Annotated in this window: 21 protein-coding genes; 9 read left to right on the top strand and 12 right to left on the bottom strand. The window is 65.8% G+C overall.

The annotated features are described in order from the left end of the window. Positions 1-50: 50 nt before the first annotated feature. The 4 genes from Q0Q02_RS08055 to Q0Q02_RS08040 all read right to left on the bottom strand — a co-directional run bounded on the left by Q0Q02_RS08055 (position 51) and on the right by Q0Q02_RS08040 (position 5336). Positions 51-476: a MarR family winged helix-turn-helix transcriptional regulator gene (locus Q0Q02_RS08055; protein WP_293808358.1), complete on the bottom strand. Its 426-nt coding sequence runs from the start codon at positions 474-476 to the stop codon at positions 51-53. Positions 477-489: 13 nt separating this feature from the next. Further along, positions 490-1785: an MFS transporter gene (locus Q0Q02_RS08050; protein WP_293808357.1), complete on the bottom strand. Its 1296-nt coding sequence runs from the start codon at positions 1783-1785 to the stop codon at positions 490-492. After that, entirely contained in the window at positions 1782-2936 is a 1155-nt protein-coding gene (locus Q0Q02_RS08045; protein WP_293808356.1) for an amidohydrolase, read from the bottom strand. The genes Q0Q02_RS08050 and Q0Q02_RS08045 overlap by 4 nt, the downstream gene beginning before the upstream one ends. Before the next feature lie 321 nt (positions 2937-3257). Next, entirely contained in the window at positions 3258-5336 is a 2079-nt protein-coding gene (locus Q0Q02_RS08040) for a lytic transglycosylase domain-containing protein (RefSeq protein WP_293808355.1), read from the bottom strand. Positions 5337-5602: 266 nt separating this feature from the next. Between Q0Q02_RS08040 and dapA the strand changes: the two genes are divergently transcribed. Together dapA and smpB are read left to right on the top strand one after the other, a co-directional pair. Beyond that, the gene (gene dapA, locus Q0Q02_RS08035; protein WP_293808354.1) at positions 5603-6496 is read left to right on the top strand and encodes a 4-hydroxy-tetrahydrodipicolinate synthase; all 894 of its coding nucleotides are present in this window, start codon (positions 5603-5605) and stop codon (positions 6494-6496) included. 162 nt (positions 6497-6658) lie between these two features. Beyond that, positions 6659-7132 (top strand): SsrA-binding protein SmpB, encoded by a 474-nt coding sequence (gene smpB, locus Q0Q02_RS08030; protein ID WP_047580144.1) that lies wholly within the window; start codon positions 6659-6661, stop codon positions 7130-7132. Between the two features lie 108 nt (positions 7133-7240). Here the strand turns inward: smpB and Q0Q02_RS08025 are convergent, their stop codons facing one another. From Q0Q02_RS08025 to lepB, 5 genes are all read right to left on the bottom strand, one after another. Next, positions 7241-7876 (bottom strand): NYN domain-containing protein, encoded by a 636-nt coding sequence (locus tag Q0Q02_RS08025; RefSeq protein WP_293808353.1) that lies wholly within the window; start codon positions 7874-7876, stop codon positions 7241-7243. A gap of 140 nt (positions 7877-8016) precedes the next feature. Then, the gene (locus Q0Q02_RS08020) at positions 8017-8562 is read right to left on the bottom strand and encodes a sugar O-acetyltransferase (protein WP_293808352.1); all 546 of its coding nucleotides are present in this window, start codon (positions 8560-8562) and stop codon (positions 8017-8019) included. Positions 8563-8734: 172 nt separating this feature from the next. Next, positions 8735-9646: a GTPase Era gene (era, locus tag Q0Q02_RS08015; protein WP_293808351.1), complete on the bottom strand. Its 912-nt coding sequence runs from the start codon at positions 9644-9646 to the stop codon at positions 8735-8737. Next, a complete protein-coding gene (gene rnc / locus Q0Q02_RS08010; protein ID WP_293808349.1) occupies positions 9639-10370 on the bottom strand; it encodes a ribonuclease III in 732 nt (243 codons plus the stop codon). Before rnc ends, era begins: the two co-directional genes overlap by 8 nt. Continuing rightward, positions 10367-11134 carry a signal peptidase I gene (gene lepB / locus Q0Q02_RS08005; RefSeq protein ID WP_293808348.1) on the bottom strand — a complete coding sequence of 256 codons (768 nt, stop codon included), beginning with the start codon at positions 11132-11134 and terminating at the stop codon, positions 10367-10369. The genes rnc and lepB overlap by 4 nt, the downstream gene beginning before the upstream one ends. A gap of 230 nt (positions 11135-11364) precedes the next feature. Between lepB and aqpZ the strand changes: the two genes are divergently transcribed. Next, positions 11365-12078, top strand: coding sequence for an aquaporin Z (gene aqpZ, locus Q0Q02_RS08000; protein ID WP_293808347.1), 714 nt, complete (start codon positions 11365-11367; stop codon positions 12076-12078). Positions 12079-12179: 101 nt separating this feature from the next. On the opposite strand, the gene acpS is transcribed toward aqpZ, so the two are convergent. Further along, positions 12180-12581 (bottom strand): holo-ACP synthase, encoded by a 402-nt coding sequence (acpS, locus tag Q0Q02_RS07995; protein ID WP_293808346.1) that lies wholly within the window; start codon positions 12579-12581, stop codon positions 12180-12182. Between the two features lie 81 nt (positions 12582-12662). Further along, positions 12663-13412 carry a pyridoxine 5'-phosphate synthase gene (locus Q0Q02_RS07990; protein WP_293808345.1) on the bottom strand — a complete coding sequence of 250 codons (750 nt, stop codon included), beginning with the start codon at positions 13410-13412 and terminating at the stop codon, positions 12663-12665. Between the two features lie 237 nt (positions 13413-13649). On the opposite strand from Q0Q02_RS07990, the gene Q0Q02_RS07985 reads away from it, so the two are divergent. The 3 genes from Q0Q02_RS07985 to Q0Q02_RS07975 all read left to right on the top strand — a co-directional run bounded on the left by Q0Q02_RS07985 (position 13650) and on the right by Q0Q02_RS07975 (position 18325). Next, positions 13650-15362: an ATP-binding protein gene (locus Q0Q02_RS07985; RefSeq protein ID WP_293808344.1), complete on the top strand. Its 1713-nt coding sequence runs from the start codon at positions 13650-13652 to the stop codon at positions 15360-15362. Positions 15363-15467: 105 nt separating this feature from the next. Further along, on the top strand, positions 15468-15857 hold the full coding sequence (rpoZ, locus tag Q0Q02_RS07980) for a DNA-directed RNA polymerase subunit omega (RefSeq protein WP_199092769.1): 390 nt from the start codon (positions 15468-15470) through the stop codon (positions 15855-15857). Positions 15858-16114: 257 nt separating this feature from the next. Beyond that, positions 16115-18325, top strand: a complete 2211-nt coding sequence (locus tag Q0Q02_RS07975) for a bifunctional (p)ppGpp synthetase/guanosine-3',5'-bis(diphosphate) 3'-pyrophosphohydrolase (RefSeq protein WP_293808343.1) — start codon at positions 16115-16117, stop codon at positions 18323-18325. Between the two features lie 119 nt (positions 18326-18444). Here the strand turns inward: Q0Q02_RS07975 and Q0Q02_RS07970 are convergent, their stop codons facing one another. Continuing rightward, positions 18445-19284, bottom strand: a complete 840-nt coding sequence (locus Q0Q02_RS07970; protein ID WP_293808342.1) for a LysR family transcriptional regulator — start codon at positions 19282-19284, stop codon at positions 18445-18447. A gap of 112 nt (positions 19285-19396) precedes the next feature. Here Q0Q02_RS07970 and Q0Q02_RS07965 point away from each other — a divergent pair, with 112 nt between their 5' ends. The 3 genes from Q0Q02_RS07965 to parC all read left to right on the top strand — a co-directional run bounded on the left by Q0Q02_RS07965 (position 19397) and on the right by parC (position 23094). Then, positions 19397-19780 carry a tautomerase family protein gene (locus tag Q0Q02_RS07965; RefSeq protein WP_293808341.1) on the top strand — a complete coding sequence of 128 codons (384 nt, stop codon included), beginning with the start codon at positions 19397-19399 and terminating at the stop codon, positions 19778-19780. 183 nt (positions 19781-19963) lie between these two features. Further along, positions 19964-20725: a DNA repair protein RecO gene (gene recO / locus Q0Q02_RS07960; RefSeq protein WP_293808340.1), complete on the top strand. Its 762-nt coding sequence runs from the start codon at positions 19964-19966 to the stop codon at positions 20723-20725. A 122-nt stretch (positions 20726-20847) separates the two neighbouring features. Then, positions 20848-23094, top strand: a complete 2247-nt coding sequence (parC, locus tag Q0Q02_RS07955) for a DNA topoisomerase IV subunit A (RefSeq protein WP_293808339.1) — start codon at positions 20848-20850, stop codon at positions 23092-23094. The last annotated feature ends 19 nt before the right edge of the window (positions 23095-23113 follow it).

Here is a 23113-nt window from a genome sequence, read left to right as displayed (position 1 = left end):
GGGAGCGCACCTAACCATGGGCGGAGCGCTGGCGGAAGCCGGCTCCCGGTTCAGGGAGCGCCCCAGCGGCGCAGCTTGTCGATGCAGCGGTTGAACAGGTCGAGCTCTTCCGGCGTCAGCACGGAGAGGAAATCGCGTTCCATATCCTCGCCGAGCCGGTCGGCCTCTTCGCGGATGGTGTGGCCCTGCGCCGTCAGGTGCAGGGCCACGCGCCGCGCATCGGTGCTTTCCAGCGCGCGCTGGACGAGGCCGGCATCGACCAGCTTGCGCAGATGCTTCGAGACCAGCGTCTGCTCGATGAAGGTCGCTTCCGACACGGTCCGGGACGACAAGCCCGGTTGGTCGCCGATGGCCCGCAGCACCCGCAACTCGCGGATATTGAGGCCGACCTGCTCCCTGTAGACCTGCGAGGCCTTCGCCATCGCGGTCTGGCTCAACTGATCGAGCCGGAAGGTCAGGAACGAGTCGCGGGCCATCTTGCTCCCTTGCTCAACCTTGCGTGCGCTTCCGGTTCGCCAGGCTCAGCGCGAGCAGGGACAACGCCGTGCAGGCGAGGAGGTAATAGGACGGCACCATATCGGAACCGGTCTTGGCCACGAGCCAGGTCAGGGTGAAGGGCGCGAGCCCGCCGAACAGCAGCACGACGACATTGTAGGCGATCGACATGCCGGTCGAGCGCACCTGCGTCGGGAACATGCCGGCGAGGAGGCCCGGTGTCGGCGCCCAGATCGCGGCGATCGAGAGCGCGCAGATCGCCTGCGCGGTCAAAAGCCGCTCGAAGCTCGGCTCCGCCACGACATAGGCCAGCAGCGGGTAGGAGAGCAGCGCGAAGCTCAGCATGCCCGCGAGCCAGACGCGGAAGGCGCTCCAGCGATCGGCGAGATGGCCCATGATCGGCACGAAGATGAAGAGCAGGATGCCGCCGATCAGCGAGCTCAGCATGGCGCTGGTGAAGGGCAGCTTGAGCTGGCGGATGACATAGCCCGGCAGGAAGATGAACCAGACATAGTTCGAGGCCGTGCCGGGGATCATGATGCCGAAGCAGCGCAGCAGCGCGTTGCGATGCTCTGCGAGCACGGCGCGGAAGGGCGTGTGGCCTTCGCCCTGCTTGGTCTCCTTCTCGTATTCCGGGGATTCGTCGACGAAGCGGCGGATATAGAAGCCGAGCGGCGTGATCAGCGAGCCCAGCAGGAAGGGAATGCGCCAGCCCCAGCCTTGCAGGTCCGCGGGCGAGAGCAGTGTCGCCAGCGCGTAGCCGGAGAAGGCCGCGAGCGCGAGTGCCAGCGCCTGCGAGCACATCTGAAAGCTGCCGAACATCATCTTGCGGCCGGGCGGAGCATATTCGACCAGCATGGCGGTGGCGGAGGCGAACTCGGCGCCGACCGAGATGCCTTGCAGGATGCGCGCGATGATGACGAGGATCGGCGCGAGGATGCCGATCGCCGCATAGCCCGGTGTCAGGCCGATCAGCACGGTCGAGAACCCCATGATCAGGATCATCACCGTCAGGATCGGCTTGCGGCCGAAGCGGTCGGCATAGGTCGAGAGCAGTACGCCGCCGGCCGGCCGGACGAGGAAGGAGATCGCGAAGGTCGCCGCTGTGAGCAGTGTCGAGACCAGCGGATCGGAGGTCGGGAAGAAGACCTGCGCGATGATCGTGGCAAAGAAGCCGTAGACTAGGAAGTCGTACCATTCGAGGCCGTTGCCGATCACCGAGGAGATCACGGCACGGCGGATCATGGCGGAGGAGCGCGGCTCGGCGCCCTGGATCGCGGCGGCGGTCATGCGTTGGCTCCGGTCTGGCGCTCGACGAGGCGGCACAGGATGCTGGCGCCGACCGGCAGCAGCCGGTCATCGAAATCGAAGGTCGGGTGGTGGCACATCGCGCCGGGCTGGCCGAGGAAGATATAGGCGCCGGGCCATTGCCGCAGCATCAGCGCGAAATCGTCGGAGAAGGGCAGGGGTGTGAGGTCGGTCTGCACATTGGCCTCGCCGAGAACCTGTCCCGCCGCGGCGGCTGCAGCCGCGGCGGCGCGAGGATCGTTGAGGCAAGGCGGGCAATTCGCCTTCCTTGTGCAGGTGATCGTGCAGCCTGATAGCAGCGCGAAGCCGCGGCAGGCCGCATCGAGCTTGTCGACGATGCGCGCCTCCGTCTCGGGATCATAGGTGCGGATCGTCCCGCTGAGTTCGGCCGAGTCGGGGATGATGTTCGAGGCCGTGCCGGCGATAAGCTTGCCGAGGCTGATCACGGCCGGCTGCATCGGGTCGACATGGCGGCCGACGATCGAGGAGATCTCGGTCGCCAGCCGCGCCGCCACCTGCAGCGGGTCATTGGTCGTATGAGGCGCCGCGCCGTGGCCGCCCTTGCCCTTGATCGTGATCTCGAACACGGTCGTGCCGCTCAGGGTCGGGCCGGGACGCACCGCGGCGGTGCCTTCCTCATAGAGCGGGATGGTGTGGAGCGCGTAGACCTCGGAGCAGGGGAAGCGCTCGAACAAGCCATCGGCGATCATCCGCTCGGCGCCCTGGCCGATCTCCTCGGCCGGCTGGAAGATCAGATGAACCTTGCCCCGCTTCGGTGGATTGGCGGCAAGATGGCGCGCCGCGGCGAGCAGCATCACGGTATGGCCGTCATGGCCGCAGCCATGGAACTGGTTCTTGGTGGTGGAACGGTAGTCGAGCCCGGTATCCTCGTCCATCGGCAATGCGTCCATGTCGGCGCGCAGGCCGATGGCCGGCCCTTCCGCCGCGCCCTCGATGACGCCGACGAGCCCGGTGCCGCCGAGCCCGCGATGCACCTCGATGCCGAAGGAGGCGAGCGTCTTCGCGACGAAATCCGACGTTCGGAATTCCTGGAAGGCGATTTCGGGATGGGCATGAAGGTCGCGGCGCCAAGCCTCAAGCGTGGGCGCGAAATCGGCAATGTCCTGCAGCATCGAAATTCCTCCGCTGCCGGCGAAAAGTAATTGAAAGTTTCAAATATTGCAATTGGCAGGAACGATCGTTGCCTGCGGGATGGCCGTAGCAACAATGGTCGGTGCCGAGAGATGAGCATTCACGCGTAGGCGATGCGGCGGAAACAAGCGTCAGCTATCCCCTCTCCCCTTGCGGGAGAGGGTTAGGGTGAGGGGTCGCGCGATGCTGATCGAGGGCCCGGTTCTGTATGCTCCGAAACGTTCAAGGACTGCGCGACCCCTCATCCGGCCCTACGGGCCACCTTCTCCCGCAAGGGGAGAAGGGAAGAGCGGCCCGGCTTTTCAGTCCCGCTTGCCGCCGCGCTTCAGGTCGTAGTCGATCAGATAGGCGGTGCGCTGGTTCAGGCGCTCGCGATAGACCTGCAGGTTCTCCATCACGCGCTGGACGTAGTTGCGCGTCTCGGAGAACGGGATGCGCTCCACCCAGTCGACGGCGTCGACCTCGGGATCGCGCGGGTCGCCATAGGCGGCGATCCATTTCTTCACATTGGGCGAACCGGCATTATAGGCGGCGAAGGTCAGGATATAGGAACCGCGCCATTCCTTGAGCAGGTCGTTGAGATGGGCTGCGCCCATCCGCGCCGCATAGAGCGGGTCCTTGCCGAGCTTCTCCCAGTCGAAGGGCAGGCTCGCGCGCCGCGCCGTCTCGCGCGCCGTCGCCGGCATCATCTGCATCAGGCCGCGCGCGCCGGCGCCGGACATCGCCGTGGGATCGAAGGCGCTCTCCTGCCTGGCAATGGCATGGACGATGGCGCGCTCCATCGGATCGCCAAGCACGTCGAAATCCGGGATGCCGTTGACGGGATAGGCGGTCATGTCGAGCGGGAAGCCGCGTTGCAGCGCAGCCTTCCCGATGCCGACCTGCGCGCGTGCGTCCGTCTCGCGCCGGGCGATGGCCGCGATCGCCTCCAGCGCCTCGGTCGTGTGCAGGCGCTGTGCGAGATCGTTCAACATCAGCGTGGCGAGATCGCGCTCGCCGATGCGGTAGAGCAGGCGCACGGCGCGGTGCCCCGGAAGCGTCTCGAGACCGGCGGCAACCGTACGCCGCAGCGGCAGGCCGGACAGGCCGAGCTTGGCCCTCGCCAATTGCCCATAATAGGCGACCGGCTGCTCCGCGGCTTTGCCGAAGGCGGCCCTGGCTTCCTCCACCTTGCCGAGATCCTCATAGGCGCGGCCCTGCCAATAGGCGGCACGCGCAACCGAGATCGGCGTCTCGGCGATGCCGGCAGCCGCATCGAAATGCTTGAGCGCCACGTCCGGCTTCTTGAGGAAGCGCAGCGCGATGAAGCCGGCATGCCATTCGGCCTCGATCCGCTCGGCCGCATCCTCGGCGCCGTGGCCGGACGAAACCTCATAGGCTTTCTGCGGCTGGCCGGCATCGAGCAGCTTGCGCGCGATGATGCGCCGCTCCTCCCACCAGCCGTCGCCATCGCCGAGCAGAGCCGGATCGCGCGGGATAGCGGTCAGGGCCTTCACGGCATCGTCGAGCTTGTCGCCGCGGCGCGCCTGCTGGGCTTGCAGGAAGGCGAAGGAGACATCGCCGCGAACCGAAGTCGGCACGGCCGAAATCAGCTTCTCGGAGATCGGCCGGCGCGCCTTGGCGCTGGCGAGCCGCGCCTTGGCCAGCACGATATAATCGGCCGAGACGCGGGCAGCGTTGCGCAGGGCCGCCTCGCCGTTCTCGCGAAACAGGAAGCGCTCGGCGCGCAGGCGGTGATCGTCCTTGGTTAGTACCGTCTCGAATCCGCCGAGCGCGATCTTTTCGAGCGACTGCCCGAACGGGTCCTTGCGCCAGGTCCGGCGGATGAGGGCGTTGGCCTCCTCGGTCTTGCCTTCCTCCTTGAGCGCGATGGCCAATGCGATCCGCCCGGACGGCGAGACCGGTTGCTGGCCATGGAAGAAGGTGCGCACGATCGCCGGGCTCTTCTTCTCGGCGATCAGCGCCTCCTCGGCGCGGCGTCGAAAACGGGTCGTTGCCGGATAGTTCGGATGCTCGCGCAGGAAGGCGTCGATCCTGATGAAGGGCACCGCGCCGGCATTGGCATGGATCGCGACCCATTCGAGCAGCGAGCGCACCGAGCGATCGTCGATGCGCGCGGCGAGCTCGTCACCCTCGTTGAGCGCGCCACGGCGATAGGCGGCGACGGCCGCCTTTACGGCTTCGACATTGACGGGGGTCTCGCCGCGCAGCGCATCGGAAGGGTAGGGCGGCAGGGCGCTCGTGGTCTCGGCATCGCCGAGCATGGCGAGCTTGCGCTGGCTTGCGAGCATGCCGTCGTCTCCCGCCAGCGTCGTGGAGGCGGAGAGCAGTGCAGGCAGCAGCAGGCCGATCAGTCTCCTCACGGCGGCAGGCGAGGCCATGGCGGAACTCCAGGCTAGCCATCGGACCGAAAAGTGGAACCCACTTTTCGGAACAATCCGATGCTGAACAAAGAGCCAGATCGCCTTTTTGCGCCCGTAGGCGCTTGGCGATCTGGGATGGACATCGGGGAATGGTCGGGGAAGGCGGTTTATGAACGCTTAACTATGAGGCCACGCATTTTCATGGCTTGCCGGCTTTGCCTTGGCGAGACGACGGTTTATGTGTGGCGGCCCTGTAACTCGCTTTTCGCCCTAGGATCGTCCTCATGACCAAGCACATTGCCTTCACCGGCTCGATGCCCGCTCTGGTCACGCCGTTCAAATCCGGCAAGGTCGATGAGCAGGCGTTGCGCGCGCTGGTCGAATGGCAGATCGGCAATGGCTCGACCGGGCTCGTGCCCGTCGGCACCACCGGCGAGAGCCCGACGCTTTCCCATGACGAGCACAAGCGCGTCGTCGAGATCGTCATCGACCAGAACAAGGGCCGCGTCCCGGTCATCGCCGGCGCCGGCTCGAACAACACGATCGAGGCGATCGACCTCGCCGTCCATGCCGAGAAGGCTGGCGCCGATGCCGTGCTCGTGGTCACGCCCTATTACAACAAGCCGACCCAGGAGGGCATGTACCAGCACTTCAAGGCGGTGAACGATGCGATCGGCATTCCGATCATCATCTACAACATCCCGCCGCGCTCGGTGGTGGACATGTCGGTCGAGACGATGACGCGGCTCTACGAGCTGAAGAACATCGCTGGCGTGAAGGATGCCACCGCCAATCTCGCCCGCGTCTCGCAGCAGCGCCACGCCATGGGGCCGGACTTCATCCAGCTCTCCGGCGAGGACATGACCGCGCTCGCCTATATGGCGGCCGGCGGCCATGGCTGCATCTCGGTCGTCGCCAATGTCGCGCCGCGGCTTTGTGCCGACCTGATGGAGGCCGTCCGGAAGGGCGACTATGCCGGCGCGCTGAAAGTACAGGATCGGCTGGTGCCACTCCATGACGCGATCTTCAAGGAACCCGGCCTCGCCGGCGCCAAGCACGGCCTCGCGCTGCTCGGCCGCATCGAGGAGGAAGTCCGCCTGCCGCTGATGCCTGTGACCCCGGCGACGGGCAAGGTGATCCGCGAGGCCATGGTTTTCGCCGGGCTGTTGAATGCTTAAGTGGGTAGGTGACCGCGCCACACAGGCGCGGTCATTCGCTTGCCGATGAAGCAAGCGGAAGGATGATAAGGCTGGCCTTTCCAGGAGCTTGGGTGCCGATCCCGAATCGGATTCTCAAGCTCTGATGGCGTCGGTCGCACAGCATGGATTCAGCGGGACGGCATGAAGAAACCCGATCCGGAGCGCTATCGTCTGGCGGCGGATAACCGCAAGGCGCGCTTCAATTACGAGATCAAGGAGACGATCGAGGCCGGCCTTGCCCTGCAGGGCACGGAGGTCAAATCGTTGCGCGGTGGCCGCGCGACGATCGGCGAGAGCTATGCCGGCCCGATGGGCGACGAACTCTGGCTCTTCAACTCCTATATCCCCGAATATCTCGAGGCGAACCGCTTCAACCACGAGGTCCGTCGGCCGCGGAAGCTGCTGCTGCATCGCCGCCAGATTCATAAGCTGATGGGCGCGATCCAGCGCGAGGGCTACACAGTCATTCCGCTGAAGGTCTATTTCAACGAGAAGGGCCGGGCGAAGATCGAGCTCGGCCTCGGCCGCGGCAAGAAGCTCCACGACAAGCGCGAGACCGAGAAGACCCGCGACTGGAACCGCGACAAGCAGCGGCTCTTGAAGACGGGCGGGTAAATTGGGCCGTCATGCTCGGGCTCGACCCGAGCATCTCGGAAACCAGTGCCTTCGCGTCATGAGATTCTCGGGTCTACGCTTCGCTTCGCCCGAGAATGACGGCCGCTGTTACCCCTCAGTCGGCTCGTCGCCCTGGCGGATGCCGTAGCGGCGTTCCAGCGACGGATTGCCCGGCGTGACCGGTGCTGCTGCTGGGCCGCTGCTGCGGCTGGCGCGTTCGGCCGGGTCGCGGCCGATCTTCTGCATCAACTGGGCAAGGTCGACGAACTCGTCGCATTGCCGGCGCAACTCGTCCGAGACCATCGGCGGGTTGGTCGAGATCGTCGAGACGACCGAGACTTTGACGCCCTTGCGCTGCACCGCCTCGACCAGCGGGCGGAAATCGCCATCGCCGGAGAACAGGTAGATCTGGTCGAGATGCGGCGCGAGCTCGAGCATCTCGATCGCCAGCTCGATATCCATGTTGCCCTTGACGCGGCGTCGGCCGGTGGCGTCGGTGAATTCCTTCGCCGCCTTGGTGATGACGCGGTAGCCGTTATAGTCGAGCCAGTCGACCAGAGGCCGGATCGAGGAGTATTCCTCGCTCTCGACCAGCGTGGTGAAATAGAAGGCGCGGATCAGGTTGCCGCGCCCCTGGAACTCGCGCAGCAGGCGCCGGTAATCCATGTCGAAGCCGAGCTGCTTCGAGGTCGCGTAGAGATTGGCGCCATCGATGAAAAGCGCGATGCGCGGTGCGCCGTTCATGGCAATCACTCCTGCTGAAATGTCTTAAGGCTTAAAAATGGAAGCAAAATGCGTTCTAACAAGGTCGTTTCGTGACTGAAATTTGACAAGTTACAAGGGGGTAACGTGTCATCCTGACGCAGCGTGCAATGCCTTTTTCGTCAGGGGCGCAGACGCGCCGGATTGCCGACCGCAGTGCTGCCCGCCGGAACGTCGCGCGTGACCACGCTGCCCGCGCCGATGATCGCGTCGTCGCCGATCGTGACACCTGGCAGGATGATCGCGCCGCCGCCGATCCAGACATTGCAGCCGATCACGACCGGGCGCCCGAATTCCAGCATCTGCCGGCGCTCACCGGGGTCGCGCGGGTGGTCGGCGGTCAGAATCTGCACGCCGGGGCCAATCTGCGTGCCGTCGCCGATCGTGACTGCGACGACATCGAGGATGATGCAGTTGAAGTTGAGGAAGACGCCGTCGCCCAGGCTGATGTTGTAGCCGTAGTCGCAATGGAAAGGCGGGCGGATGGTGACGTCGCGCCCGACATGGCTGAAAGCCTCGCGCAGCAGTGGCAACCGCGCTTCCGGCGTAGCGCCGGTCGCGTTGAAGCGCTCCATCCAGGCGCTGATGCGGCGGTTGTCGGCGATGAGCTCGGGGCTGTCGGCGCGGTAGAGTTCGCCCGCCAGCATCTTGTCCTTCTCGCTGCGCATCGCGGCGCGCCTTCCTGATCTGTTTCCGAACCCGCGCCGTCATCCCGGGCGACCGCAGGGAGACCCGGGATCCATGCCGGAACCTTTATCGGCAGCGCTCCGGAATGGATCCTGGATCGGCGCCGCCAAAGGCGGCTTGTCCGGGATGACGGACAGGGGAAACTGCGAAGTCTCAGCCCTTGGGGAATTCCAGCCCCATCTCGCGATAACGTTCCGGATCGTCGCTCCAGTTCTCGCGCACCTTCACGAACAGGAAGAGATGGACCTTGGCCTCGGCGGCTTCTGCGATCTCGACGCGCGCCTTCTGGCCGATCGCCTTGATCGTCTGCCCGCCTTCGCCGAGCACGATCTTCCGCTGGCCCTCGCGCTCGACATAGATCGTCTGCTCGATGCGGACGGAACCGTCCGGCTTCTGCTGCCAGCTCTCGGTCTCGACGGTGGAGCGATAGGGCAGTTCGTCGTGCAGCCGCTCGAACATCTTCTCGCGGGTGATCTCGGCCGCGAGGAAGCGCAACGGCGCGTCCGAGATCTGGTCCTCCGGGTAGAGCCAGGGGCCGAGCGGCAGGCGTTTTTCCAGCCAGGTCAGGATGTCCTTGACGCCATACCCGGTCAGCGCCGCGACCATGAAGGTCGTCTCGAAGCTGCCGCGCTCGTTCACCTTCGCGGTGATTTCGAGCAGCTTCTCCTTCGGCACCGTGTCGATCTTGTTGAGGATCAGGAATTTCGGCTGCTTCAGCTCGGCGAGCTTCTCGAACAGCGCCGTGTTCTCCTCATGGTCGAAGCGCGCGACATCGACGAGGACGCCGATCAGGTCGGCATCGGTGGCGCCGCCCCAGGCGCTCGTCACCATCGCGCGGTCGAGCCGGCGCTTGGGCGCGAAGATGCCGGGCGTGTCGACGAAGATGATCTGCGCCGTGCCCGAGAGCGCGATGCCGCGCACCTGCGTGCGCGTCGTCTGCACCTTGCGCGAGACGATCGAGATCTTGGCGCCAACGAGCTGGTTCAGCAGCGTCGACTTGCCGGCATTCGGCGCGCCGATCAGCGCGACGAAGCCGCAGCGCGTGGCTTGATCGGGTTCAGACATTTTCGCTTTCCGGGTTGTCGCTCCACAGGCCCTCGCGCCTCAGGAACGTTTCGGCGGCGGCCTGTTCGGCCAGCCGTTTGGAGGGGCCGCGCGCCTCGGCGTCGGCCAGCCCCGTGATCTTGGCAGCGACGACGAAGACCGGCGCGTGGTCGGGGCCGGAGCGGCCGCGTTCGCTATAGGTCGGCGTCGGGTAGCCCTTGCCTTGCGCCCATTCCTGCAATGCGGTCTTGGCGTCACGCAGCGGCCGGACCGGTTTCAGCATGCGCTCACCGAAGGCGCGCTCGACCAGTGCACGTGCCGCCTCGTAGCCGCCGTCGATGAAGACCGCGCCGATGATCGCCTCGCAGGCATCGGCCAGGATCGCCTTGTTCTTGCGGGCGCCGCCCAGAATCTCGCCTTCGCCGAGCCGCATGAACTGGCCGAGATTCCAGCTCTGGGCGACCTCCGCGCAGGTCTCCTTGCGCACGAGATCGGCGAGCCGGCGCGAGAGATTGCCTTCCTCCGACTGCGGAAATTGCCGGAACAGCAGGTCGGCGACCGACAAGCCGAGCACGCGATCGCCGAGGAACTCAAGGCGTTGGTAGCTCGCCAGCCGCGATTCCTCGGCGCTCATATGGGTGAGCGCCGTAGCGAGAAGGGCGGGATCGGCGAAACGATACCCCAGCGCGGCTTCGAGCCGCGCCGTGTCCGGGGCCTTGCGCCCGCTGTCGTTGGCCTTGCTCACTTGATGGTGCTGAACAGACGGTTCCAGCGAACCGTGGAGGGCCATTCCCAGATCCTCCAGGCCGAGGCGCCGTCCTCGATCGAGAAGAAGATGATCTCGGCCCGCCCGACGAAGTTCTCGAACGGCACGTAGCCGACGCTGCGGTCGCGCGAGTCCAGCGAGTTGTCGCGGTTGTCGCCCATCATGAAGAAATGGCCGGCCGGCACGATGAAGACCTGCGTGTTGTCGAAGGTGCCGGTATCGCCCTCGCGTTCGATGATCTCATGGCTGACGCCGTTCGGCAGCGTCTCGCGATAGCGGATCACCGGGACGCTGCGGCCCCAGTTGTCGGCGGTCATGTAGTCGGCGATGCGCTCGCGCTTCACCGGCTGGTTGTTGATGTGCAGGATGCCGTCGATCATCTGGATGCGGTCGCCCGGCAGGCCGATGACGCGCTTGATGTAATCGGTCGATCCGTCACTCGGCAGCTTGAACACGGCGATGTCGCCGCGCTTCGGCTCGGACGCCCAGACACGGCCCGAGAACAGCGGCGGGCTGAACGGGATCGAGTGCTTCGAATAGCCGTAGGTGTATTTCGACACGAACAGGTAGTCGCCGATCAGCAGCGTCGGGATCAGCGAGCCCGAGGGGATGTTGAAGGGCTGGAACAGCAGGGTGCGAATGACCAGCGCGATGAGCAGCGCCTGGACGACGACCTTGATCGTCTCGAAAACGCCGCCTTCTTCCTTGGCCGCCTTGCTCTTGCTGTCGACGTCGTTGGCCACGCGGGCGCTCCTGAGGCTGTAGTCCAGCGCGGTCTAGCCGACTATCGGGCCTGCGACAACGCGCAAGAGCGGTAAGGGGGGAGGGGCGCCAAGGAATCGTGGAGAAGGGTCGCGCGCGACTCGCGGCCGGAAAAATGGCGGTATGAGGGCGGCTTTGGCCCCGTAGCAGATTGACGGCCCCTATTTTCGCCAACAGCATCACAGTCGCGCGACACTTGAGGGAATCACTCATGAGTACGAAGAAACTCGTCGCCGAAGCCATCGGCACGTTCTGGTTGACCTTTGCGGGTTGTGGCAGTGCGGTGATCGCCGCAGGATTTCCGAATGTCGGTATCGGGTTGCTCGGCGTTTCGCTGGCGTTCGGCCTGACGGTCGTGACGATGGCCTATGCCATCGGCCATATCTCCGGTTGCCATCTCAATCCGGCGGTGACGGTCGGCCTCGCGGCCGGCGGGCGCTTCCCGGCGGGTCAGGTCGTTCCTTATATCATTGCGCAGGTGATCGGCGCGGTCGTGGCGGCGGCGGTTCTCTACCAGATCGCCAGCGGCGCTCCGGGTTTCGATCTCGCCGGCGGCTTCGCCTCGAACGGCTATGCCGAGCATTCACCCGGCAAGTACAATCTCGTCTCGGCCTTCCTCATGGAAGTCGTGATGACCATGATGTTCCTCTTCATCATCATGGGCTCGACCCATGGCAAGGCTCCGGCCGGCTTCGCTCCGCTGGCGATCGGCCTCGGCCTCGCCCTGATCCACCTTGTCAGCATTCCCGTGACGAACACCTCGGTGAATCCGGCACGCAGCACGGGGCCGGCGCTCTTCGTCGGTGGCTGGGCCATCCAGCAGCTCTGGCTGTTCTGGGTGGCGCCACTGATCGGCGGCGTGCTCGGCGGCGTGATCTATCGCTGGCTGGGCGACGAGCCTGAGAGCGAAATCACCGGCCGGTGATCGGCTGAATGAGACGGTGGCACTGAAGCCGCTGTCGTCCCGGGCGCACTGCCGTGCAGTGCCCCGGAATGGCGGCGGTTTCTGCTTGAAGAGACAGCGTCTCAGACGATCGGCCGCGCCTCGATCACCACGAAGGCCTGGGCCAGAGGGGGGTCGTCCGTCAGCGAGACATGGACGAAGACCTCATGGCGCGGCGGCGTCATGGCTTTCAGCCGCTCTGCTGCGCCGCCGGTCAGCCGCATGGTCGGGCGCCCGCCCGGCAGGTTGACGACTTCCATGTCGCGCCAGAACACGCCTTGGCTCATGCCGGTGCCCAGCGCCTTCGAACAGGCCTCCTTGGCTGCGAAGCGACGCGCATAGGAAGCGGCGCGCGTTGCGCGGCGATCCGACTTCGTCCGCTCGCCTTCGGTGAAGACGCGATGCGTGAAGCGCTCGCCGAAGCGGTCGAGCGATTTCTGGATGCGCGTGATGTCGCAGAGGTCGGAGCCGATGCCGAGGATCATTCCGGCGATGTAGCGCGCTTTTCACGCGACAGGAACTGCTTCCGGAGCCTGGACGAGGTTGTGTGAATTCGGGGAGCGGGCTCAGCGCCCGCTTCGGCCCTCGTCCATCGCCTGCCGCATCCGGCGGATCGCTTCTTCGAGGCCGATGAAGATGGCCTCGCCGACCAGGAAATGGCCGATATTGAACTCGACGAAGGCCGGCACCCGGGCCAGTATGCGTGCCGTGTCGTAGTCGAGACCATGCCCGGCATGGACCTCGAGCCCGAGCCTTGCACCCAGCGCCGCACCGTTCGCCAGGCGGTTGAACTCCGCCTCCGCCTTGGCCGTATCGCCATCCAGGACGGCATGGCACCAACTGCCGGTGTGGAGTTCGATGACCGGTGCGCCGAGCTTCGCCGACATGGCGATCGGCGCCTCGTCCGGCTCGATGAACAGCGAGACCCGGCTGCCGGCGGCCTTCAGGCGGGCGATGGCGGGCTTCAGATGGCTTTCCTGCCCGACGACATCGAGCCCGCCTTCGGTGGTGCGCTCCTCGCGCTTTTCCGGCACGAGACAGGCTGCATGCGGCTTCAGCCGCTCCGCCAGCGTGATCATCTCTTCGGTCGCGCCCATCTCGAAATTGAGTGGCTTCGTCAGTTCGGTGGCGAGGCGCTCCATGTCGGCGTCGCGGATATGCCGGCGGTCCTCGCGCAGATGGGCGGTGATGCCGTCGGCGCCGGCCGCGATGGCGAGATGCGCCGCCCGGACCGGATCGGGCAGGGTGCCGCCGCGCGCGTTCCGCACCGTGGCGACATGGTCGATATTGACGCCCAGACGCAGCCGATCCGCCATGATGCATCCCCCTTGGTTCTTGCGACCTGCTTAGACGAAAGCGGCGCCTCGGCTCAATGCAGGGATTGTGATGCCGGGCTCACGAATTGTGATCGGTGCCTCCAGCACAACGCGGAGGGCTCTCAGCCCGCCGATTCCTTACGATTCGTTGAAGCGGAATGGCGGCGCTTTGTGAAGGTAATCGTAACCGGACCTCCGTAACGTCGACTGACGACATCACAGAGTTTCACTTGGCCGATGCAACTCCCACTGAAGAACGCGGCTTTCCAGACCGATGTCCTGCCCGACAGGCGCGAGGCAAGCCAGCCGCCGGAGCGGGCGCTCGGCCGCGTTATTGCCTGCGACGGTTCGCGGGCCACGATTCTCAGCGCGGTCTCGACCGGAAACTGGCTGGCGGGCGATGCCTGGACGATCGGCCGGATGGTGTCGATCAACCTGGGTTCGAGCCGCATCGTCGCGCTGGTCTACAAGCTGCATGCCGTCGAGCCGGCCTGGAGCGAGTCCGAGGAGAACCCGATCCAGGTCGAGGTCGAATTCCTCGGCGAGGTGCTGGAAAGTGCCGACGGTCGCATGCGTTTCCAGAGCGGCATCAGCACCTTTCCGCCGATCGGCGCGATCGCCCACCGCATCCGTTCCGGAGATCTCGCACTCGTCCATGATCTCGGCGATCGTTCCGGCGTCGAGATCGGCCATGTCACGCAGGATGCGAGCATTCCCGCGACCGTCAGCGTCCAGGACATGCTGTCGCGCCACTTCGCCCTGGTCGGCACCACCGGCGTCGGCAAGTCCAGCGCGGTTGCGCTGCTGTTGCGCCGGGCCGTCTCCGTGCGCCCGCGGCTGCGCGTGCTCATCCTCGATCCGCACAACGAATATTCCAGCGCCTTTCCCGATCTGGCCCTGACCATCGACGGCGACAGCCTCGATCTGCCCTTCTGGATGTTCAGGCAGGAGGAGCTGGCCGAGGTCGTGTTCCGGGGGCGCGCCGTCCTCGATGACGAGCCGGATATCCTGCGCGAGGTCGTCGCGGCGGCGCGCGCGCGTTATCGCATGCCCGGCAACGGGCAGGAGCTGGCCCGCGATCTCGGCTCCAGCCTGTTGAAGCGCCCGCTCGATCTCGGCGTCTCGCGCCAGCCGGCCGATGCGACGCAGGCCGGGACGGTCGATGCATCGACGCCCTATCGCCTGAAGGACGCTTTTGCCGTCATCGACGAGATGATCGGCCTGCACGAGCTGCGCTGGCCGCGGCACGCCCTGCGATCGCTCAAGGTGCGGCTCGAATCGCTGCATGCCGATCCGCGTTATCGCTTCATGTTCGGCCGGGCCAACATGTACGAGACCGTCGCGCCGATCCTGGCCCAGGTCTTCCGCATTCCGATGCATGGCCGGCCGATCACGGCTTTCCAGCTTGGCGGCCTGCCGGGCGAGGTCGTGAACGCGGTGGCCTCGGTGCTGTCGCGCCTGGCTTTCGATCTCGCCAGCGCGAGCCAGGGGGCCTACGAGATCCTGGTGCTCTGCGAGGAAGCGCATCGCTACGTGCCGTCCGACACCGCGCTCGGCTTCGCCCCGACGCGGCAGGCTTTGGCCCGCATCGCCAAGGAAGGCCGCAAATATGGTGCCTATCTCGGCATCGTGACGCAGCGCCCAGGCGAGCTCGATCCGACCATCCTGTCGCAATGCTCGACCGTCTTCGCGATGCGGCTGGCCAACGAGCGCGACCAGCAGATCATCCGCTCGGCGATCTCCGACGCCTCCGCCAGCACGATCAACTTCCTGTCCTCGATCGGCAATCGCGAGGCGATCGCCTTCGGCGAGGGCGTCGCCACGACGATGCGGATGCGCTTCGCCGAGCTCAAGCCGCACGAGCTGCCGGCGATGGGCGCACGCGGCGGCGATGTCGCAGGTCGGCTGGAGCCGACGCTGGACGACATGGTGCGCCGCATGCGCGCCTGAGGCACCAGGCCGGGTGAGGCGCGAATTTCTTGCATCGCGGTGGCTTTGCCTGTAAGGCCGTGCTCAATCCATTCCCTGCATCGCTGAGATCGGAAGAAGCCGGCCATGGCTCGCGTTACCGTTGAAGACTGCATCGACAAGGTCGAGAACCGCTTCGAGCTGGTGCTGCTCGCCAGCCACCGCGCGCGGATGATCCAGTCGGGCTCGTCGATCCTCGTCGCCCGTGACAACGACAAGAATCCCGTTGTCGCGCTGCGCGAGATCGCCGACGAGAAGCTCAAGCCCGAAGATCTCAAGGAAGACCTGATCCACTCGCTGCAGAAGCATGTCGAGGTCGACGAGCCGGAGCAGGAGACCGTTCCGCTGCTCGCCAGCCCCACGAGCGCCGCGACGCCCGACAGCGAAGTCCAGTTCGACCGCATGAGCGAAGAGGATCTGCTGCGCGGCCTCGACGGCCTCGTGCCGCCGACCGAGAGCGCCGACGACGAGGATTGATCCTTCAGCATCGGCCCGAAAAGTGGCACGCGGTTTTCGGACAAAGCCGATGCAAAACCAAAGCGCCCGAGTATCGGGCCGAGAAATTCGGTGCACCGATCAGATGTGAATCGATTGTTCACCGTTTCGCAGTAAAGCCCGGCAGCGCCGGGCTTTTTTCATGGCCCTCATCCGGAAAACGCCTTGCTGCCGCCCATGCCTGAGCAAATAATAATGCGTTGCAATGATTGCAGGATGAGGTTGGGGCCCGCATGGGCATGATGCGGCAATATGAGCTCGTTGACCGGGTCAGGAGCTATAATCCGAACACCGACGAGGACCTGCTCAACCGGGCCTATGTCTATGCCATGCGCGCCCATGGCACGCAGAAGCGCGCTTCCGGCGACCCGTTCTTCGCGCATCCGCTCGAAGTCGCGGCGATCCTGACCGACCTCAAGCTCGACGATGCCACCATCGTCGCCGCTGTCCTGCACGACACGGTCGAGGACACGGCCGCGACGCTGGAAGAGATCGAGACCATGTTCGGGCCGGATATCCGCCGGCTCGTCGATGGCCTCACCAAGATCAAGAAGCTCGACCTCGTCTCGAAGAAGGCGGCTCAGGGCGAGAATTTCCGCAAGCTGCTGCTCGCCATCGCCGATGACATCCGCGTGTTGCTGGTCAAGCTCGCCGACCGCCTGCACAACATGCGCACCCTGCATTTCGTCCCGCCCGAGAAGCGCCTGCGCATCGCCGAGGAGACGATCGAGATCTACGCGCCGCTCGCCGGCCGCATGGGCATGCAGGAACTGCGCGAGGAACTGGAGGAACTCTCCTTCCGCCATATCAAGCCCGAGGCCCACGCCACCGTGACCAAGCGGCTGGAGGAGGTGACGGCGCGCGAAGGCAAGGTCATCGGCGAGATCGAGGAGGACCTGAAGGGCAAGCTCGCCGCCAGCGGCATCCAGGCCGAGGTCTTCGGCCGGCGCAAGCGCCCCTATTCGATCTGGAAGAAGATGGAGCGGAAATCCGTTTCCTTCGAGCAGCTTTCCGACATCTTCGGCTTCCGCGTCATCGTCGAGAAGCCGGAGGATTGCTACCGCGTGCTCGGCATCGTCCACATGACCTGGCCGATGGTGCCGGGCCGCTACAAGGACTACATCTCGACGCCGAAGCAGAACGACTACCGCTCGATCCATACGACCGTCGTCGGCCCCGGCCATAGCCGCGTCGAATTGCAGATCCGCACCGACAACATGGACCGCATCGCCGAATTCGGCATCGCCGCCCATGCCCATTACAAGGATGGCCGCGCCGGCGAACCGATGGGACTTGCCGACGAGAGCCGCGCCTATCAATGGCTGCGCCGCACCGTCGATCTGCTGGCCGAGGGCGACAGCCCCGAGGAGTTCCTCGAACACACCAAGCTCGAGCTTTTCCACGACCAGGTCTTCTGCTTCACGCCGAAGGGCAGGCTTATCGCCCTGCCGCGCGGCGCGACGCCGATCGATTTCGCCTATGCCGTCCATACCGATGTCGGCAACAGTGCCGTCGGCGCCAAGATCAACGGCCGTATCGCGCCGCTCCTGACCGAATTGCAGAACGGCGACGAGGTCGAGATCACCCGCGCCGACGGGCAGGCTCCACCTGCCGCCTGGGAATCGCTCGTCGTCACCGGCAAGGCCCGCGCCGCCATCCGCCGCGCTACCCGCGCCGCTGTCCGTCGCCAATATGCCGGCCTCGGCCGCCAGATTCTCGAACGCGCCTTCTCGCGTGCCGAGCGCGCCTTCTCCGACGACAAGCTCAAGGCCGCGCTGAAGCGCCTCGCGCGCAACACCGTCGACGACGTCCTCGCGGCCGTCGGACGCGGCGAAATGTATTCCGGCGACGTGGTCAAGGCGGTTTATCCGGACCTTGAACCCGAGAAGCGCGGGTCCGCCGATGGCAAGCCAGGCGCTGCCGCCGACGGCAAGGGCTGGTTCGAACTGCGCAAGGGCGAGAACCTCAAGTTCAAGCTGCCGGGCGAGGAACCGGATACCGCGATCCCGATCCGCGGCCTCGGCGGCGACCTGCCGGTGCGCTTCGCGCCGCATGGCGGGGCTGTGCCGGGGGACCGCATCGTCGGCATCCTGACGCCGGGCGAGGGGGTGACGATCTATCCGATCCAGTCGCCGGCGCTCGCCGCCTTCGACAACGAGCCGGACCGCTGGCTCGATGTCCGCTGGGACCTCGACGACAAGGCGCCGCAGCGCTTCCCGGCGCGCATCGCCCTGAAGTCGATCAACGAGCCCGGCTCGCTCGCCCAGATCACCACCACGATCGCGGAGCACGATGGCAACATCGATTCCGTCTCGATGAACCGGCCGAACCAGGACTTCACCGACGTCACCATCGACCTGACGGTCTGGGACCTGAAGCACCTTTCGGCGATCATCAGCGAACTTCGCGAGAAGCGGGTGATCAGCCGCGTCGAGCGCGTGGTCGGGTAGGGCAAAGTCGAGCCGTCATGCTCGGGCTTGACCCGAGCATCTCGGAAACCAGCTCCTTCTGGTCATGAGATTCTCGGGTTGCCGCTGCGCGGCGCCCGAGAATGACGCTGGGGTAGAAACTACCCCCGGAACGCCGCCGCCAGTTCGCGCACGAAAGCTGCCGCGCGCGGCGTCGCGACGTTGCTTCGGAGCACGACCTGCGATCCGCCGAGCGAAGGCAGGCGCCAGTCCGGGCCGATATCGACCGTGCCTGCCGGCGCGATCCGCACGGCCAGCGGCGAGACGCCGAGTCCGACCTGCACCGCAGCCGCGACCGCGGCCATGCCGCCGCCGACGAAGGCCTCGCGCCAGGCGATGCCGGCGCGGTCCAGCGTATCCATGCTGTGCCGGCGCAGGCGGCACTCCGCGACGAGACTGACGAGCGGCACGGGCGCATCGGCTTGCCTCACGAGGTCAGGCGCCGCGAACCAGCCGACCGGATCATCACGCAGCACCTCGCCGGTCCGTCCCGCTGCGAGCCGGCGGACGATCACGACATCGAGCTCACCCCGCTCGAACGCCTCTTCCAGCATGCGCGACGGCTCGATCCTGAGATTGATGACGAGGCCGGGATCATGCGCCGTCAGGCGCGCCAGCACGGCCGGAATCTCCGCGCCGACAGCCTGCTCGCTGATGCCCACCGCGATATGCTCGGGCGCGACCGCGAAGGCCGCGAGGGCCTTGCCATGGGCCGCCAGCAAGTCGCGCGCGGCCGGCAGGAAGCGCTCGCCCTCGGCCGTCAAGCGGACGAGCCGGGGATGGCGCTGCAAGAGCAGCCGGCCGAGCCCGTCTTCCAGCCGCTTCACCCGCGTGCTGACCAGCGATTGCGTCGTGCCAAGCGCCTCGGCGGCGCGGGTGAAGCTCTTAAGCTCCGCCGCGCGCAGGAAAGAGGCGACCGCGTCGATGTCCAGAGTGTTCATAAATCATAATACCATATCATTGATATCATCATAGATGCGATTTTCGGATCGTAGAACGCAGCCTATGGTGCTCTTCGAAGGGCGCGGTTGCGCCTCGACACGGAGACGAACCATGCCCCTGATCAGGATTTCCATGCGCCGCGGCCGTCCGGCTGCGGAGCCGGCCGCCATCATCGACGGCGTCTACAAGGCGCTGCGCGAAACCTTCGAGGTGCCGGAAAAGGATCTCTTCGCCGTCGTCCACCAGCACGATGCCGACGAGTTCGTCTTCGACGCCAATTATTTCGGCTTCAACCGCAGCGACAGGCTGGTGATCATTCAGCTCACCGTCGCCAATACGCGTGGCGTCACGCAGAAGAAGAAGCTCTACGCCGCGATCGTCGAGAACCTCATGAAGGAGCCCGGCCTGAAGCCGGACGACATCTTCATCAACCTCGTCGAGGTCAAGCGCGAGGACTGGTCCTTCGGCGGTGGCATCGCGCAGTATGTGGCGTGAGGCTCGCCCCGACGTCACCAACCGCGGCGTCATCCCGGACAAGCTGCGGAGCAGCGCAGATCCGGGATCCATCATAGAGCGCTGTAGTCCTACGATAGATCCCGGCGCTCCGCTTCGCTGCGGCCGGGATGACGGCGCGCATGAAATTGCAGCGCCGCGCGTCACGCCCTAAATCCTGTCTTCATGGAATGGACCGACGAGGGCACGATCATCGGCCTCAAGGCTCATGGCGAAAGCGCCGTGATCCTGGAGGCGATGACGCGCGAGCACGGCCGCCATCTCGGCCTCGTCAGGGGCGGGCGCTCCGCCAAGGCGCAAGCCTCGCTCCAGCCCGGCAACAATGTCTCGCTGACCTGGCGCGCCCGGCTCGACGAGCATCTCGGCGAATACAAGGTCGAGCTGCTGACATCCCATGCCGCGCGCCTGATCGCCGCCCCGGTCGCGCTCTATGGGCTCGGCACCATCGCCGGCCTGCTGCGCCTCTTGCCGGAGCGTGATCCACATCCCGGGCTCTATGAGGGGCTCTCCGTCCTCGTCGCCCATCTCGACGAGGCCGAGATGGCGCCGGCCCTGATCATCCGCTTCGAACTCGCCATGCTCACGGAGCTGGGTTTCGGGCTCGACCTCGCCCGCTGCGCCGTCACCGGCTCGCCGGACGATCTCAGCCATGTCTCGCCGAAATCCGGCAAGGCCGTCAGCCGGCGCGCGGCTGAGCCCTATCTCGATCGCCTGCTGAAGTTGCCTTCATTTCTCGTCGAGGGGCAGGGCGGGCGTCGCCCGTCGCCGGCCGATATCCTCTCAGGGTTCGCCCTGACGGGCTTCTTCCTGCGCCGCCATATCCTCGATCCCCGCGGCCTGCGCGAGCCGCCGGAGCGGGCGCGCCTGGTCGAAATGGCGATGCGGGCCGCGGCGAATGCGCCACCTGCCGAATCATCCACCGGCTAAGCGTGAAAGGGCGCTCCCGGCGTTTGCGCGGGGGCTGGCGTACCTGCATTGTTCTGGCGGGCTGATTCGTGCTGTGCCATAGAGCATGCGCGAGTTTTTGACGAGACGAGGGCTGACGCAGCATGGGCAAACCGGTCGATCCGCCGCCGGAAGATGAAGCCGAGCGCATCGATCTGAAATCGGCGCTCGAAGAGCGCTATCTCGCCTATGCGCTGTCCACCATCATGCACCGCGCCCTGCCGGACGCGCGCGACGGCCTGAAGCCGGTCCATCGCCGCATCCTGCACGCCATGCGGCTGCTCCGACTCGATCCGGGCCAGGTCCACAAGAAATGCGCCCGCATCGTCGGCGACGTCATCGGTAAGTTCCACCCGCATGGCGACCAGTCGGTCTACGACGCGCTGGTGCGCCTCGCGCAGGATTTCGCCCAGCGCTACCCGCTCGTCGACGGGCAGGGCAATTTCGGCAATATCGACGGCGATAACGCCGCCGCCTACCGCTATACCGAAGCGCGCATGACCGAGGTCGCGCGCCTGCTCCTCGACGGCATCGACGAGGACGCGGTCGATTTCCGCGAGACCTATAACGGCGAAGACGAGGAGCCGGTCGTGCTGCCGGCCGCGTTCCCGAACCTGCTCGCCAACGGCTCGCAGGGCATCGCGGTCGGCATGGCGACCTCGATCCCGCCGCACAACGCGGCCGAGCTCTGCGACGCCGCGCTCTACCTGATCCAGCATCCGGAGACGACGTCCGAGCAGCTCATGACCTTCGTGCCCGGTCCGGATTTCCCGACCGGCGGCATCATCGTCGAGAGCCGCGCCTCGATGGCGGAGACCTACCGCACCGGCCGCGGCGCCTTTCGCACCCGCGCGCGCTGGCATGCCGAGGACCAGGGGCGCGGCACCTGGCTCGCGGTGGTCACCGAGATCCCCTACATGGTCTCGAAGGGCCGGCTGATCGAGAAGATCGCCGAGCTGCTCAACGACAAGAAGCTGCCGCTGGTCGCGGACCTGCGCGACGAGTCCGCAGAAGACATCCGCATCGTCATCGAGCCGCGCGCCCGCAATGTCGATCCCAACCTGATGATGGAATCGCTCTTCCGGCTCTCCGAGCTGGAAGCGCGCATTTCCATGAACATGAACGTGCTGACCGGCGGGCTGGTGCCGCGTGTGCTGGGCCTCGCCGAGGCGCTGCGCGCCTGGCTCGACCATCGCCGCGAGGTGCTGCAGCGTCGCTCGCGCTTCCGCCTCGGCCAGATCGACAAGCGCCTCGAAATCCTGCGCGGCCTGCTGATCGTCTATCTCGATCTCGACCGGGTGATCAAAATCATCCGCGAGGAGGACGAGCCGAAGATCGAGCTGATGAAGGTCTTCGACCTCACCGAGGTCCAGGCCAACGCGATCCTCGACACGCGCCTGCGGGCGCTCCGAAAGCTCGAGGAGATGCAGCTCAAGACCGAGCTCGACGAACTGACCAAGGAGAAGGAGCAGATCGAGACGCTGCTCGGCTCCGAGGCAACGCAATGGAAGACGATCGCCTGGGATATCCGGCAGGTGAAGAAGACCTTCGGCCCGGAAACCGCGATCGGCAAGCGCCGCACCGATTTCGCCGATATGCCGGAGACCGCCGATATCGACCTGACCCAGGCCATGGTCGAGCGCGAGCCGATCACGGTCGTGATCTCGAAGAAGGGCTGGATCAGGGCTTTGAAGGGCCATGTCCAGGACAAGTCGAGCTTCTCCTTCAAGGGCGACGACGCGCTCCAGACGGCCTTTTTCACCGAGACGACGGCGAAGGTGCTTGTGCTCGCCTCGAACGGCAAGGTCTTCACGCTCGATGCGTCCAAGCTGCCGGGCGGGCGCGGCTTCGGCGATCCGATCCGCCTGATGATCGAGTTGGAGGAGACGGCCGAGATCGTCTCTGCCTTCCCCTACAAGCCGGGCACGAAACTGCTGATGGTGTCGAGCGAGGGCAGGGGCTTCGTCGCGCCCGCGGACGACGTTGTCGCCAATACCCGCAAAGGCCGTCAGGTGCTCAATGTCGACGGCACGCATGTCGCGATGCTGGCGGTGCCGGCTGATGGCGACCATGTCGCGATCATCGGCCAGAACCGCAAATTGCTCTGCTTCCCGATCTCGGAAGTGGCCGAAATGGGCCGCGGCAAGGGCGTGCGCCTGCAGCGCTACAAGGATGGCGGCCTCTCCGACGCCAGGACCTTCAACCTCGCGGACGGCCTGACCTGGCTCGACACTTCCGGCCGGACCTGGACGGTGACGCAGGCCGACCTCCTGGAATGGCTCGGCCACCGCGCCGAAGCCGGCCGCCTGCCGCCCAAGGGCTTCCCGAAGAGCAATACCTTCGGCGGGTGAGGACAGGCACCACGTCATG

The organism is uncultured Allobosea sp., from assembly GCF_945956895.1.
GTDB lineage: Bacteria > Pseudomonadota > Alphaproteobacteria > Rhizobiales > Beijerinckiaceae > Allobosea.
Note: the sequence above shows the minus strand (reverse complement) of the source record. Positions and strands in the feature narration are given on the sequence as shown.

What these genes read in the sequence shown, in the direction of transcription:
- dapA (WP_293808354.1), top strand. Translation starts at nt 5,603, where the DNA reads ATGACCAAGCACATTGCCTTCACCGGCTCGATGCCCGCTCTGGTCACG.
- Q0Q02_RS07965 (WP_293808341.1), top strand. Translation starts at nt 19,397, where the DNA reads ATGCCCCTGATCAGGATTTCCATGCGCCGCGGCCGTCCGGCTGCGGAG.
- Q0Q02_RS08055 (WP_293808358.1), bottom strand. Translation starts at nt 476, where the DNA reads ATGGCCCGCGACTCGTTCCTGACCTTCCGGCTCGATCAGTTGAGCCAG.
- Q0Q02_RS07970 (WP_293808342.1), bottom strand. Translation starts at nt 19,284, where the DNA reads ATGAACACTCTGGACATCGACGCGGTCGCCTCTTTCCTGCGCGCGGCG.
- rpoZ (WP_199092769.1), top strand. Translation starts at nt 15,468, where the DNA reads ATGGCTCGCGTTACCGTTGAAGACTGCATCGACAAGGTCGAGAACCGC.
- Q0Q02_RS08045 (WP_293808356.1), bottom strand. Translation starts at nt 2,936, where the DNA reads ATGCTGCAGGACATTGCCGATTTCGCGCCCACGCTTGAGGCTTGGCGC.
- Q0Q02_RS08025 (WP_293808353.1), bottom strand. Translation starts at nt 7,876, where the DNA reads ATGAACGGCGCACCGCGCATCGCGCTTTTCATCGATGGCGCCAATCTC.
- recO (WP_293808340.1), top strand. Translation starts at nt 19,964, where the DNA reads ATGGAATGGACCGACGAGGGCACGATCATCGGCCTCAAGGCTCATGGC.
- smpB (WP_047580144.1), top strand. Translation starts at nt 6,659, where the DNA reads ATGAAGAAACCCGATCCGGAGCGCTATCGTCTGGCGGCGGATAACCGC.
- aqpZ (WP_293808347.1), top strand. Translation starts at nt 11,365, where the DNA reads ATGAGTACGAAGAAACTCGTCGCCGAAGCCATCGGCACGTTCTGGTTG.
- Q0Q02_RS07990 (WP_293808345.1), bottom strand. Translation starts at nt 13,412, where the DNA reads ATGGCGGATCGGCTGCGTCTGGGCGTCAATATCGACCATGTCGCCACG.
- parC (WP_293808339.1), top strand. Translation starts at nt 20,848, where the DNA reads ATGGGCAAACCGGTCGATCCGCCGCCGGAAGATGAAGCCGAGCGCATC.
- acpS (WP_293808346.1), bottom strand. Translation starts at nt 12,581, where the DNA reads ATGATCCTCGGCATCGGCTCCGACCTCTGCGACATCACGCGCATCCAG.
- Q0Q02_RS07985 (WP_293808344.1), top strand. Translation starts at nt 13,650, where the DNA reads ATGCAACTCCCACTGAAGAACGCGGCTTTCCAGACCGATGTCCTGCCC.
- Q0Q02_RS08040 (WP_293808355.1), bottom strand. Translation starts at nt 5,336, where the DNA reads ATGGCCTCGCCTGCCGCCGTGAGGAGACTGATCGGCCTGCTGCTGCCT.
- Q0Q02_RS08020 (WP_293808352.1), bottom strand. Translation starts at nt 8,562, where the DNA reads ATGCGCAGCGAGAAGGACAAGATGCTGGCGGGCGAACTCTACCGCGCC.
- Q0Q02_RS07975 (WP_293808343.1), top strand. Translation starts at nt 16,115, where the DNA reads ATGATGCGGCAATATGAGCTCGTTGACCGGGTCAGGAGCTATAATCCG.
- era (WP_293808351.1), bottom strand. Translation starts at nt 9,646, where the DNA reads ATGTCTGAACCCGATCAAGCCACGCGCTGCGGCTTCGTCGCGCTGATC.
- Q0Q02_RS08050 (WP_293808357.1), bottom strand. Translation starts at nt 1,785, where the DNA reads ATGACCGCCGCCGCGATCCAGGGCGCCGAGCCGCGCTCCTCCGCCATG.